Origin of the sequence: Anoxybacillus sp. FSL W8-1294 (assembly GCF_037965005.1) — a bacterium.
Taxonomy (GTDB): Bacteria; Bacillota; Bacilli; order Bacillales; family Anoxybacillaceae; genus Anoxybacillus; species Anoxybacillus flavithermus_G.
In genome coordinates, this window is the sequence record NZ_CP150179.1 from 1,708,121 (window position 1) to 1,720,558 (window position 12,438).

At 41.8% G+C, this 12,438-nt stretch carries 16 protein-coding genes; all 16 read right to left on the reverse strand.

Annotated elements, in window-relative coordinates:
* Positions 1-7 precede the first annotated feature (7 nt).
* Positions 8-1,702 (reverse strand): proline--tRNA ligase, encoded by a 1,695-nt coding sequence (locus NSQ23_RS09050; protein WP_064220592.1) that lies wholly within the window; start codon positions 1,700-1,702, stop codon positions 8-10.
* A 25-nt stretch (positions 1,703-1,727) separates the two neighbouring features.
* Positions 1,728-2,984 (reverse strand): RIP metalloprotease RseP, encoded by a 1,257-nt coding sequence (gene rseP, locus NSQ23_RS09055; protein ID WP_004891020.1) that lies wholly within the window; start codon positions 2,982-2,984, stop codon positions 1,728-1,730.
* A gap of 15 nt (positions 2,985-2,999) precedes the next feature.
* Positions 3,000-4,154, reverse strand: coding sequence for a 1-deoxy-D-xylulose-5-phosphate reductoisomerase (gene dxr / locus NSQ23_RS09060; protein ID WP_339170297.1), 1,155 nt, complete (start codon positions 4,152-4,154; stop codon positions 3,000-3,002).
* A 6-nt stretch (positions 4,155-4,160) separates the two neighbouring features.
* Positions 4,161-4,928 carry a phosphatidate cytidylyltransferase gene (locus NSQ23_RS09065; RefSeq protein ID WP_339170300.1) on the reverse strand — a complete coding sequence of 256 codons (768 nt, stop codon included), beginning with the start codon at positions 4,926-4,928 and terminating at the stop codon, positions 4,161-4,163.
* 6 nt (positions 4,929-4,934) lie between these two features.
* Positions 4,935-5,699 carry an isoprenyl transferase gene (locus NSQ23_RS09070; RefSeq protein WP_339170303.1) on the reverse strand — a complete coding sequence of 255 codons (765 nt, stop codon included), beginning with the start codon at positions 5,697-5,699 and terminating at the stop codon, positions 4,935-4,937.
* Between the two features lie 93 nt (positions 5,700-5,792).
* The gene (frr, locus tag NSQ23_RS09075) at positions 5,793-6,344 is read right to left on the reverse strand and encodes a ribosome recycling factor (RefSeq protein ID WP_006322344.1); all 552 of its coding nucleotides are present in this window, start codon (positions 6,342-6,344) and stop codon (positions 5,793-5,795) included.
* 1 nt (position 6,345) lies between these two features.
* Positions 6,346-7,068, reverse strand: coding sequence for a UMP kinase (gene pyrH, locus NSQ23_RS09080; RefSeq protein ID WP_088223349.1), 723 nt, complete (start codon positions 7,066-7,068; stop codon positions 6,346-6,348).
* Between the two features lie 62 nt (positions 7,069-7,130).
* Positions 7,131-8,012: a translation elongation factor Ts gene (tsf, locus tag NSQ23_RS09085; protein ID WP_339170306.1), complete on the reverse strand. Its 882-nt coding sequence runs from the start codon at positions 8,010-8,012 to the stop codon at positions 7,131-7,133.
* Positions 8,013-8,137: 125 nt separating this feature from the next.
* Positions 8,138-8,845, reverse strand: a complete 708-nt coding sequence (rpsB, locus tag NSQ23_RS09090; RefSeq protein ID WP_004891029.1) for a 30S ribosomal protein S2 — start codon at positions 8,843-8,845, stop codon at positions 8,138-8,140.
* Between the two features lie 139 nt (positions 8,846-8,984).
* Positions 8,985-9,440, reverse strand: coding sequence for a hypothetical protein (locus NSQ23_RS09095; protein ID WP_339170309.1), 456 nt, complete (start codon positions 9,438-9,440; stop codon positions 8,985-8,987).
* A gap of 10 nt (positions 9,441-9,450) precedes the next feature.
* Entirely contained in the window at positions 9,451-9,708 is a 258-nt protein-coding gene (locus NSQ23_RS09100) for a hypothetical protein (RefSeq protein ID WP_339170311.1), read from the reverse strand.
* 37 nt (positions 9,709-9,745) lie between these two features.
* Positions 9,746-10,486 carry a FliA/WhiG family RNA polymerase sigma factor gene (locus tag NSQ23_RS09105; protein WP_339170313.1) on the reverse strand — a complete coding sequence of 247 codons (741 nt, stop codon included), beginning with the start codon at positions 10,484-10,486 and terminating at the stop codon, positions 9,746-9,748.
* 59 nt (positions 10,487-10,545) lie between these two features.
* On the reverse strand, positions 10,546-10,860 hold the full coding sequence (locus NSQ23_RS09110; RefSeq protein ID WP_339170315.1) for a hypothetical protein: 315 nt from the start codon (positions 10,858-10,860) through the stop codon (positions 10,546-10,548).
* Complete coding sequence (locus NSQ23_RS09115; protein WP_077429645.1) at positions 10,860-11,360, reverse strand: chemotaxis protein CheD; 501 nt, start codon at positions 11,358-11,360, stop codon at positions 10,860-10,862. Before NSQ23_RS09115 ends, NSQ23_RS09110 begins: the two co-directional genes overlap by 1 nt.
* Positions 11,353-11,988: a chemotaxis protein CheC gene (locus NSQ23_RS09120; protein ID WP_171699795.1), complete on the reverse strand. Its 636-nt coding sequence runs from the start codon at positions 11,986-11,988 to the stop codon at positions 11,353-11,355. Before NSQ23_RS09120 ends, NSQ23_RS09115 begins: the two co-directional genes overlap by 8 nt.
* Before the next feature lie 7 nt (positions 11,989-11,995).
* Entirely contained in the window at positions 11,996-12,427 is a 432-nt protein-coding gene (locus NSQ23_RS09125) for a chemotaxis protein CheW (protein ID WP_077429643.1), read from the reverse strand.
* Between the last annotated feature and the right edge of the window lie 11 nt (positions 12,428-12,438).

The window sequence follows — 12,438 nt, forward strand, 5'->3', positions numbered from 1 at the left end:
CTGCCTTTTACAAATATCGGCGCAAAGTCTCCACTAATTGCGACACATGTACTTCTTCTGTTTCACCTGTTTTGCGAACTTTTACTTCGACAATTCCTTCACTTGCACGTTTTCCGACTGTTACACGCACAGGTAAGCCGATTAAATCGCTGTCAGCGAATTTCACACCTGGACGCTCGGCACGATCGTCATACAACACTTCAAATCCTTCTTGTTGCAAACGTACGTACCATTCATCAGCAAGTTCTCGTTGCTCGTCCACTTTCGGATTGACAGAAATGAGGTGGACGTGGAACGGAGCAACAGCTGTCGGCCAAATAAGTCCATGCTCATCATTATATTGTTCAGCAATCGCTGCAAGCGTGCGAGAGACACCAATACCATAGCAACCCATAATCATCGGTTGCGTACGTCCATTTTCATCTAAGTATGTTGCATTCATCGCTTCACTGTAACGCGTGCCGAGTTTAAATACATGCCCTACTTCAATTCCGCGCGCAAAGCGAATCGTTCCTTTTCCATCTGGTGATGGATCTCCTTCTTGAATGAAACGAACATCCGCGTATTGCGCAACAAAATCACGATCCGGATTGACCCCTTTATAATGATAGTGTGCTTCATTTGCCCCGCATACACCGTTGACAATCGCTTTTACCGCGTGGTCTGCCAAAACAAGCACATCGTTTCGGACACCGATTGGGCCAAGTGAACCGATTTCGCAATTCATCACTTGTTTCGTTTCTTCTGGTGTCGCCAGCTCCACCACTGTTGCTTCTAATATATTTTTTACTTTTACATCATTTACTTCATGGTCACCACGCACAAGAACGAGCACATAGCGATCATCTACTTTAAATAATAGCGACTTAATGCATTTTTCTTTTGGCACTTGAAGGAATTGACTTACTTCTTCAATTGTACGTTGTTCTGGTGTATGCACTTTTTCAAGCGATGCTTGCGGTTCATCGCTCCGCTCATATGTCGTAATGACAGGAGCCATTTCAATGTTCGCAGCATAGTCAGACGAGTCTGAATATGCAATTGTATCTTCACCGATGTCGGATAAAACCATAAATTCGTGTGTATCTTTTCCACCCATCGCCCCAGAATCGGCAATGACAGCGCGGAAATTTAATCCGCAACGACGGAACACATTGGCATAAGCTTCGTACATTTTATTGTATACTTCATCTAAACTTTCGTGTGAAGCGTGAAATGAATATGCATCTTTCATAATAAACTCACGACCACGAAGCAAACCGAAACGTGGACGCTTTTCGTCACGAAACTTTGTTTGAATTTGATAAAGCGTAAGCGGCAAACGTTTATATGACTTCACTTCATCGCGCACAAGTGCCGTAATGACTTCTTCATGAGTTGCCCCAAGCGCAAAGTCGCGATCATGGCGATCTTTTAAACGCATTAATTCCGGTCCGTATGAATACCAACGGCCTGATTCTTGCCACAACTCTGCTTGTTGAAGCGCTGGCATTAGTAGCTCTACCGCACCTGCCCGTTCCATTTCTTCACGAATGATCGCTTCAATTTTTTGTAATACACGTTTACCAAGCGGTAAGAAGCTATATACTCCGCTCGCATTTTGGCGAATGAAGCCGGCGCGAAGCAATAGCTGATGGCTTTTAATTTCCGCATCTGCTGGTACTTCACGCAACGTAGGAATAAATGACATACTTTGTTTCATCTCTTGCACCTCTTACTTCATTGATTTATAAGAAAAATTTTTGAATATCGTTCCATGTAACAACAAGCATAAGCAACATGAGAAGAGCAAAACCGATAAAATGTACAATGCCTTCTTTTTGGCGATCAATTGGTTTTCCACGTAACGCCTCAATTGCAAAAAACGTTAATCGTCCGCCATCGAGCGCCGGAAGTGGAAGCAAGTTAATAATCCCTAAGTTAATGCTTAAAATAGCTCCCCATTTCATTAAGTAATACACGCCAGATTGGGCGACTTTATGAGTCGAAACCGCAATACCAACAGGTCCAGATAACATATCAAATGAAAATTTCCCTGTCAATAAATGACCTAGCCCAACGATAATTTCTTTTGTCCAATAGTACGTTTCTAGCGCGCCCTGCTTTATAGCACCAACAACCGATTTTTCCATCGGTCCATACACGCCAATTAGTCCAATTGTTTCTCCTTCAATCGTTTTCTTTTCCGGTGTAACGGTAAGATCGATCATTTCACCGTTGCGATTGATTTGAAACTGGAGCGGTTTTTCTGGGCTTTTCCGAATCATTGTCACCACATCCGTCCACGAAGACATGGACTGTCCATCGATGGAAACGACAACATCCCCTTGCTTTAACCCAGCTTCACGTGCTGCACCGTCTTCGGTTAACTCGCCAATGATCGGTTTGTCAACAGGATAGCCTTGTAATAGTCCAATAACAATGAAGATGACAAGCGCTAGAACGAAATTCATAAGCGGACCAGCGAAAATGGCCATCGCTCGCTGTCCGAGCGTTTTTGAACCAAACTGACGATGATACGGTGCAATTTGCACTTCTTCCCGATCAATAACGATGTAAGCTGGATCGCTTAATTCAAAACGTTGTAAGTGATCATCATCACCTTCATAGCCTTCAATATATAGCTCATGTTCAAAGTCAGCGCGTTCTACTTCAATGATTTTGGCATCTCGATATTCATCTTTATGATTGACGATGACTTTTTTCACTTTGCCTTCCGAGTCAAACAATAATCCGACAACTTGACCGCGCTTAACGTCAATCATCTCAGGGTCTTCGCCAGCCATGCGCACAAAACCACCGAGTGGAAGTAAACGAATGGTGTACGTCGTTTCCCCTTTTTTCATCGAAAACACTTTTGGACCAAATCCGATCGCAAACTCACGGCATAAAATACCTGCACGCTTAGCAAAAATGAAATGTCCTAATTCATGAAAAAATACAAGCGCACCAAAAATAACAATAAAAGAAATAACCGTTTCCAACGTTTCAACCACCTTTTACATGTATAGTGATTTTACATATTGTCGCGTTTCGCGATCAACTGTACGAATCGTTTCCAAATCCGGATGAGCGATCGGTACGTGCCAATTCATTGCTTGTTCAATGTATTGTTCAATCGCTAAAAACGATATTCGTCCAGTTAAAAAGGCCGACACCGCTTCTTCGTTGGCCGCATTTAATACGGTCGGCATCGTCCCGCCTATTTTTCCTGCCTCATAAGCAAATTGTAAACAACGAAACCGGTTCATGTCCACTTTTTGAAAATGTAACGTGGCCACTTCTGCTAAGTTTAGTCGCTCAATATGGAGCGGAAAGCGATCTGGATATGTTAATGCATATTGAATGGGCACGCGCATATCTGGCGTTCCAAGTTGGGCAATGACGCTTCCATCATGAAACTGTACCATGGAATGAATAATGCTTTCTTTATGTAAGAGCACATGAATTTGCTCATACGGTAAGTGGAACAACCAGTGTGCTTCGATCACTTCGAGTCCTTTGTTCATCATCGTCGCAGAATCAATTGTAATTTTCGCTCCCATCGACCAATTCGGATGTTTTAACGCCTCTTCCACCGTAACATGCTGTAGTTGTTCGCGCGTACGATCGCGAAAACTACCTCCGGATGCGGTCAAAATAATACATTCAACGTTTTTCTGTTTTTCCCCTTGTAAACATTGAAAAATCGCGGAATGTTCACTATCTATCGGCAAAATCGAGACACCATAGGCAGCGGCGTGCTTCATGACGAGATGACCCGCAGTAACTAACGTTTCTTTGTTCGCTAATGCGATTGTTTTTCCCGCCTCTATCGCTTTTAACGTAGGCACTAGTCCGACGCTTCCTACAACCGCATTAACGACAATATCCGCTTCTTGAACTGTTGCTACTTCAATGAGCCCGTCTTCACCGAAAACGATGCGTACTCGTCCCTTATATTCGCTTTGTAACCGTTCAGCATCTTCTTTTTGAGCGACACATATAACTTTCGGAGAAAATTGCTCAATAATGATTCTTGCTTGTTCAATATTTCGTCCGGCTGAAAAAGCAATGAGACGAAACGCATTAGAATGAGCGCGAATAACATCTAACGTTTGCATGCCGATCGAGCCAGTCGCTCCTAATAAACTAATTGCTCGCAAACTGTCCACTCCTTTTTAAGCAATAAGGTAAAACAAATGTAAAATCGGCAAAATAAATAACAAACTATCAAAACGGTCTAGAATGCCACCATGCCCCGGTAAAATGGCCCCCGAATCTTTTACTCCATAGTGGCGTTTAAACGCTGACTCAACTAAATCACCTAACTGACCGAAAATTGATAAGACGACCGTTGCAATAAGCAACAAAAGAAACGATGGGGCAAACGGCGATAGCCACTCATAAACGCTCACAGCAAGAAGCGCACATAACACACCGCCTATTGCACCTTCTACCGTTTTATTCGGACTAATATGCTCCCATAATTTACGCTTCCCAAACGCTCGACCGATAAAATACGCTCCGCTATCTGTTGCCCAAATTAAAAATAGAGCATAAAAAATATAAGACAATCCTGCTTCTCGCACTTGTAAAAAGGAATAAAATCCGACGCCTACATATAACAAAGAAGCAATCATAAAACCGGCGTCATCGAACGTAAACGCATTTTTAGATATAACCGTATAAATAAGCAACAATAAAAACCCGATGATGAGCATCCATATGTTTATCATATGTTCATATGGATATAAAAAGAGCCATAAAACGAGAAAACTGACAACGCTCGGAAACGAAAAGAGCGATATGTGTTTCATACGAATGAGCTCAAATAAACCAACTGTAGCTAGTACATACGTTAAAACGAAAAACGGCCATCCGCCATATATGACGATTGGTAAAAAGATTGAAGCTGCAATGATCGCTGTTACAATTCTTTGTTTCATACGAAATTATACGCCTCCAAATCGACGGCTTCGTTGCTGGAATGCATGTACCGCCTGTAAAAAATGTTGCTCTGTAAAATCTGGCCATAATACATCTGTAAACCAAAACTCCGTATAAGCTAACTGCCAAAGCATAAAATTACTTAACCGAATTTCCCCGCTTGTACGAATGAGTAAATCCGGATCAGGCAAACCGTTTGTCATCAAATACGAATGGAACAACTGCTCATCGACATCGTTTACTTCAATCGTTCCGCTTTGAATATCAGTAACGAGCTTTTGTACCGCATGTACAATTTCTGCGCGACTTCCGTAGTTTAGAGCAAAGTTTAAAATTAAACCTGCATTTTGCTTCGTTTCTTCGATCGCTTTTTCAACTGCACGTAACGTATGTAAAGGTAGTTCATCTTTATGCCCCATCACGCGTACTTGCACGTTTTCCTCGATTAACTCTGGCAAAAATGTGTTCAAAAATTGTTCCGGCAACTGCATTAAATAATCGACCTCTGTTTTTGGTCGTTTCCAATTTTCTGTTGAAAATGCGTATAACGTTAACACTTTCACGCCGAGTTCATTCGCAAAGCGCGTAATTTTCCGAACCGTTTGCATCCCTTCATAATGCCCAGCCATGCGTGGCAATGCACGCTTTTTCGCCCAACGTCCGTTTCCATCCATAATGATTGCCACATGCGCAGGGATCGGACCTTGTAAAATCGTTTCTTTTCCACGTCCTTCTTCTTTGTTTTTCCATCTTTTCATTTTTTCAAACATTAGCGCGTATCCTCCAGCTTTGATCCAACATGATTAGGCTGTGCGCCCTATTTCGTAATTATAGCAAAAAACCCTCTATAAACATAGAGGGACTTATACTTCCATGACTTCTTTCTCTTTTTCTTTCGTAATCGCATCAATTTTTGCGATATGATCATCCGTCAATTTTTGGATATCCTCTGTATAACCACGCAACTCATCTTCTGTAATTTCGCCATTTTTTTCGAGTTTTTTCAACTCGTCGTTTGCATCGCGACGAATGTTGCGCACAGCAACTTTCGCTTCTTCAGCATATTTTTTTACAAGTTTAACAAGCTCGCGACGACGCTCTTCCGTTAGTGGCGGAATAGAGATGCGAATAACTGAACCGTCGTTTGAAGGTGTTAAACCTAAATCGGATGCTAAAATCGCTTTTTCAATCTCTTTTAATACCGACTTGTCATACGGCTGAATGACAAGAAGACGCGCTTCTGGCACTTGAATGCCTGCTAATTGAATGATTGGTGTTGGCATGCCGTAGTAATCTACTGTAATCTTTTCTAACAACGCAGGATTGGCACGACCTGCACGAATGGTTGCCAGTTCACGCGAAAAAGCTTGAACAGCTTTATCCATTTTTTCTTTTGCGTTCGTTAATACTTGCATCTTATTTCCCCCTTACAATTGTTCCAATATTTTCGCCTAATACAGCACGTTTAATATTTCCTTCTTCCATAATCGAGAAAACGATAAGCGGAATATCGTTATCCATACATAACGATGAGGCGGTCGAATCCATGACGCCCAACCCTTGTTTAATAACCTCTAAATAAGATAGCTCGTCATATTTGACTGCATTTTTATCTACTTTCGGATCGGCACTATATACGCCATCTACGTTGTTTTTCGCCATTAAAATGACGTCTGCTTCAATTTCGGCAGCACGAAGCGCAGCTGTCGTATCTGTTGAAAAGTACGGATTTCCTGTTCCTGCCGCAAAAATGACGACGCGTTTTTTCTCTAAGTGACGAATCGCCCGTCGACGAATGTACGGTTCTGCCACTTGGCGCATTTCAATCGACGTTTGTACGCGCGTTTGTACCCCAAGTTGCTCGAGGCTGTCTTGCAAAGCGAGCGAATTCATCACCGTCGCTAACATACCCATATAATCAGCTGTGGCGCGATCCATGCCCATTTCACTGCCGATTTTTCCACGCCAAATGTTCCCGCCGCCAACAACGACAGCAACTTCAACTCCAAGTTCCGCTACTTCTTTTACTTGTTGAGCAATCGATTTAATGACAGACGGATTAATGCCAAATCCTTGATCACCAGCTAACGCTTCACCGCTTAATTTTAAAACGACACGTTTATACTTTGGGCTTTCCATTTTAAACCTCCATACCGTTCTTTAAAAATAGGGAACACATATGTGTTCCCTATTTGTCTTCATTACTTACGAACTTGGCTCATAACTTCTTCAGCGAAGTTATCTTGACGCTTTTCAATGCCTTCGCCTACTTCGTAACGGATGAAGCTTTTTACAGTTGCACCATTAGATTCTACAAATTGACGCACTTTCACATCAGGATTTTTTACAAAGTTTTGCTCAAGTAAGCAAATGTCCTCAAAGAATTTGCCTAAACGACCTTCAACCATTTTTTCGACGATATTTTCTGGTTTTCCTTCATTTAATGCTTGTTGTTTTAATACTTCGCGCTCACGAGCGATTTCGTCTGCAGATACTTCATCGCGAGAAACGTATTTTGGATTAATAGCAGCAATGTGCATCGCTACATCTTTTGCAATGTCGCTATTTGTTGTACCTTCTAATACTGTTAATACAGCAATGCGACCACCCATGTGTAAATATGCACCGAACGCTGCGTTGTCGCCTTTTTCTACAACAGCAAAGCGACGCAACGTAATTTTTTCACCGATTTTAGCAATCGCCGCGTTGATGTGCTCTTCTACTGTTGCACCGTTGTCCATTTTTTGTTGTAACGCTTCTTCTACTGTTGCAGGTTTATGTTTTAATAAATGATCTGCTAATTCTTTGACTAATGTTTTAAATCCTTCGTTTTTCGCAACGAAGTCTGTTTCAGAGTTTACTTCTAAAATGACTGCTACATTTCCGTCAACTTCGATTAATGTTGTTCCTTCAGCTGCAATGCGATCTGCCTTTTTCGCTGCCTTCGCCATTCCTTTTTCACGAAGCCAGTCGATCGCTTTTTCCATATCGCCGTTTGTTTCTGTTAACGCTTTTTTGCAGTCCATCATTCCTGCGCCAGTTTTTTCGCGCAATTCTTTTACCATTTGAGCAGTAATTGCCATGTTAAACATCCTCCTTTTTATGTGCCTCGTATGTATACAAACCGAAACGGTTCGCAGGCTTAGTATGCCCAACTTTCTTAAAAAAAGGTGATAAAAGGCTCCCCCTCTTATCACCTTTCGCATGCTTACTCAGCTGTGACAACAGCTTCTTCGCCTTGCTTTGCTTCTAAAATCGCATCGGCAATTTTAGAAGTAAGAAGTTTCACAGCACGAATCGCATCGTCGTTTGCAGGAATGACGTAGTCGATTTCGTCTGGATCACAGTTTGTATCCACGATTCCGATGATCGGAATGTTTAATTTACGAGCTTCCGCAACGGCAATGCGCTCTTTGCGTGGATCGATGACAAACAATGCATCTGGCAATTCTTTCATCTCTTTAATACCGCCTAAAAACTTTTCAAGACGCTCTAATTCTTTCTTTAGTTTCACCACTTCTTTTTTAGGCAATACATCGAATGTGCCATCTTCAGCCATTCTTTCGATTTCTTTTAAACGTTTAATACGCTTTTGAATTGTTGCAAAGTTTGTTAACGTTCCACCTAACCAACGTTGGTTCACGTAAAACATGCCAGAACGTTCTGCTTCTTCTTTCACAGAATCTTGCGCTTGTTTTTTCGTACCAACGAATAAAATTTTGCCGCCGTTTGCCGCAAGTTCTTTGACGAAGTTATACGCTTCTTCTACTTTTTTCACCGTTTTTTGCAAATCAATGATATAAATACCATTGCGCTCAGTGAAAATATACTTTTTCATTTTTGGGTTCCAACGACGTGTTTGATGCCCGAAGTGAACCCCTGCTTCAAGCAACTGCTTCATTGAAATAACAGACATTTTTCATCCTCCTACACGGTTTTTTTCCTCCGCTCATGTCATTTTTAAGCAAGACTGCGATGCAGCACCGTTGCTTAAATCGATGAGCGTGTGTATTCACACCAAGTAGAACTATATCATAATTAAAAAACACATTCAACTACTTTTGGTGAAATTTAAGCAAAAGCTCCATTTCTGTCTTCCCGCGTTTTAGTATTTTTGCGATTTCATCGATCGTTTTTCCTTGTTGTTGCAGTTTTAATGCTTCCGAAACGAGCGAGTCGAGCGATTCCTCTCCCTTTGGTGTAGTTGTTGATAACTCGATGCGGTCGACAACGTCGTCAATCGGAAGCGACGGTTGTTCTTCTCGAAGCGAAGGCGGAGTTTCTCTTTTCTTTTGACGAACAGCCGATGATGTGATTTGTTTAACAAAACGCTCATTTTCCTCTTTAAATTGCATTAAATACGTTGTCATCATCGTTTCCATCTCACGAATAAGCTCCGCTTGCTCTCTTTCCGTCTCTTTAATTTTTACCCATTTTAAAGACAAAAGAATAATAAGAAAGAGCGAAATACCGTGCAAAACGAAGCTAGCAAACCATAAAAACGTCGTCATATCATCCCTCTTATCCGATAAAATCAATATGCATTCCTTTGTAAGGGTGTTTGCTTTTTTCTTTTTGCTCAGATTGTTTTTTCCATTTAGCACGCTCGCTTTGTTCAGCTTTCGTCACTTGTTGCCGAATGCGCTCGTCTTGTTTTTTCATTTCTGCTGCAAGCTGTTGTTGAGCAAGCTGTCCGTACTGTTGTATATGTTCTTGCCATTTTCCGAGCTCATGCGTTTTCGGTAACGCTACTTGTAACTCGATTAACTTTAAACTCATCGGTTTCACTTCCTTCATAAAGATTGATGAAGGACTGTCATACTGCTTGCTCAATCAGTTTGCGCATTTTAAACAACGCTTTTGCATGAATTTGGGAAATTCGTGACGTCGACAGTCCCATAATATGCCCAATTTCTGTGAACGTCAGTTCCTCTTTGTAAAACAAACTAATCACTAACTGTTCTTTTTCATTCAATTGTTGGATGACTTGAGCCAATTGGGCAATTTGTTCTTCCCGTAACATATGTTCTTCGGGTGACGGTGAGTGATCGTCGCGTATCGTAAACGACGGTTGATCATCATCATCGTCAAACGGCCGTTCATCAAGCGATAAAACATTCGCGAAAAACTGTTCATTCATGACCGCATACACTTCATCTTCTGATATATTTAACGCATCCGCCACTTCTTTGGCGCTCACGTCACGCATATGCATTTGTTGCAACCGCTCGATCGTCGCTTCGATTTTTTTTGCTTTTTCTCGTACGCTGCGCGGAAGCCAATCTTCTTTGCGCAATCCATCTAAAATGGCACCACGAATACGAAATGAAGCATACGTGTCAAACTTCAAATCACGTGAAGGATCAAATTTTTCTAACGCATCGTACAAGCCGAGTAACGCTAAGCTTTTCAAGTCTTCTTTTTTTACGCTTTTTGGAAGGGATGAAGCGATACGTTGGACATGATAATCAACAAGCGGCATATATTTTTCAATGAGTTGATCGCCCGCTTCTCGATCGCGAGCGTCTATCCACTTTTGCCAGCATTGTTCAATCATATCATCCCCCCTAGGTGAAAAGGTAGCCTACAACATTTGACGCTACCGTATGTTCAAATTTATTTTTCTTCATGGCTTAACAGTTGACGAATATATTGCGCCACTTCTTGTTGCTCTTCTTCGCTCAAGCCTTCAATCATTTGCTCTACATGTTCATCATTTCGTTCCTTCCGTGAAACGTCTGGAGTGGATTCATCTTTTTGAATAAAGGCGACCATCCAGCGAATGACAAAAGCAAAAATAAAGAAAATAGCAAATGTGAGAAAGGCACGCTCGATAGACGTCCATATACTATTTCGCAACAACGAAGAAAAAAAGGCGATCATACAGCCGAATAAAGCAAAGCTAACGTTAAATTTCCATGTACCAGCCATTACATTTCCCGTACCCCTTGATTTACTGTTCGAATGAGCAACATGCCTGTTTTTGGATGAAATTCAATCGTTCGTCCGCTATTTCCCCCGACATCTTCGGCGACAATCGGAATGCGAAAGCGCTGAAGCTGCTCACGAACAGCTTCAACGTTGCGTGGCCCGATACGCATCATATCCGTCGTCCCTGTACGAAATTGGAACATTTGTGCACCACCAGCCATTTTTGCTTTCAAATGACCGTTTCTTCCTCCTGCCCCAATCACGCGCCGAACCAATTCTTCTACTGCGGTATCGGCATATTTCGCTACATTCATTGTTTCGGATTTTGCTAACGATGAATCTGGCAACATCACGTGCGCCATGCCAGCCACTTCTTTCACTAAATCATATACAACAACACCGACGCACGAGCCGAGTCCGCATGTGCGAATGACATGCGGTGCCTTTACAACGTTCATATCAGCAATGCCGACTTTTACAACTTGAACAACTTCATTCATCACGGTCCACACCTAAAGCGCGAAAGATGATATGAAATGATTCAGGGTCGGGAAGCAAGAAAAAGTGGCCATTTACTCGATCATTCGGCTGATGCTCCTCATGAATTGCCGTATCAACGACGATGACATGGTCACCGACACGTGACATTTCTATTAATCCATAGCTTAAAATTGCGCCGATCATATCGATGCTGAGTGCCGGAACAGATGGATATAAATTTAAACGCGTAAAGTCTGATAAAGATGATAAATACGAGCCTGCTAAAATGTTACCCAGCTCTTGCAATGCGGACAACGATAATTCCGAACAATCTTGTTCTAATTTAAATTGTTCGTCACCAATCATTTGTTGGATAAATCGTTCCGCTTGCTCGATCGATAATACAAAAAACATATTGCCAGGCGCATCCCCTTCAATGCGCAAAAAAACAGCAGCAACGACATTGTCAGCTCCTCCGACAATGTCCATCATTTCATCAAATGAAATGATGCGCACATCCGGAATCGTCATTTCAATTCTTTTATTTAACAGCTTTGATAACGCTGTTGCTGCGTGACCCGCACCAATATTTCCAATCTCTTTTAGTATGTCCATATGGACGGCATCCATCCGTTCAAAATATGACATGGACGATTTATCCTTTCTCTGTTTTTAGTACTTTTTCTAAGTTTAATAAAATGAAAAGTCTTTTTTCAATTTTTACAACACCGTTAATATAATCTGCGGTTGTTGCATCAACTACTTCTGGTGGCGGTTCGATCGCTTCTGTCGAAATATCAACGACGTCGTTCGCAGCATCAACAATTAAGCCGACTTCAATGTCATCAAGCGCCACAATAATGACGCGCGTATGATCGGAAAATTGCGCTTCTTCTAACCCGAAACGCATACGCAAGTCGATAATTGGCGTAACGACTCCACGCAAATTGATAACGCCTTTCACATATTTCGGAACGCGAGGAACGCGCGTAATATGCTGAATTTTTTCGATGGAGCGCACTTGTTGCACTGGAATCGCATATTCTTCGTCTTTTAATTGAAACACAATTACTTTCAGCTCAGCCACATCAAATTCCC

Excerpts from the sequence above, each read along its gene's own strand:
- NSQ23_RS09105 (WP_339170313.1), bottom strand. The coding sequence starts at position 10,486 with ATGATTGAACAATGCTGGCAAAAGTGGATAGACGCTCGCGATCGAGAA.
- tsf (WP_339170306.1), bottom strand. The coding sequence starts at position 8,012 with ATGGCAATTACTGCTCAAATGGTAAAAGAATTGCGCGAAAAAACTGGC.
- NSQ23_RS09070 (WP_339170303.1), bottom strand. The coding sequence starts at position 5,699 with ATGTTTGAAAAAATGAAAAGATGGAAAAACAAAGAAGAAGGACGTGGA.
- NSQ23_RS09100 (WP_339170311.1), bottom strand. The coding sequence starts at position 9,708 with ATGAGTTTAAAGTTAATCGAGTTACAAGTAGCGTTACCGAAAACGCAT.
- NSQ23_RS09065 (WP_339170300.1), bottom strand. The coding sequence starts at position 4,928 with ATGAAACAAAGAATTGTAACAGCGATCATTGCAGCTTCAATCTTTTTA.
- NSQ23_RS09050 (WP_064220592.1), bottom strand. The coding sequence starts at position 1,702 with ATGAAACAAAGTATGTCATTTATTCCTACGTTGCGTGAAGTACCAGCA.
- pyrH (WP_088223349.1), bottom strand. The coding sequence starts at position 7,068 with ATGGAAAGCCCAAAGTATAAACGTGTCGTTTTAAAATTAAGCGGTGAA.
- NSQ23_RS09095 (WP_339170309.1), bottom strand. The coding sequence starts at position 9,440 with ATGACGACGTTTTTATGGTTTGCTAGCTTCGTTTTGCACGGTATTTCG.
- NSQ23_RS09120 (WP_171699795.1), bottom strand. The coding sequence starts at position 11,988 with ATGTCATATTTTGAACGGATGGATGCCGTCCATATGGACATACTAAAA.
- rpsB (WP_004891029.1), bottom strand. The coding sequence starts at position 8,845 with ATGTCTGTTATTTCAATGAAGCAGTTGCTTGAAGCAGGGGTTCACTTC.
- NSQ23_RS09115 (WP_077429645.1), bottom strand. The coding sequence starts at position 11,360 with ATGAATGAAGTTGTTCAAGTTGTAAAAGTCGGCATTGCTGATATGAAC.
- NSQ23_RS09110 (WP_339170315.1), bottom strand. The coding sequence starts at position 10,860 with ATGGCTGGTACATGGAAATTTAACGTTAGCTTTGCTTTATTCGGCTGT.
- frr (WP_006322344.1), bottom strand. The coding sequence starts at position 6,344 with ATGCAAGTATTAACGAACGCAAAAGAAAAAATGGATAAAGCTGTTCAA.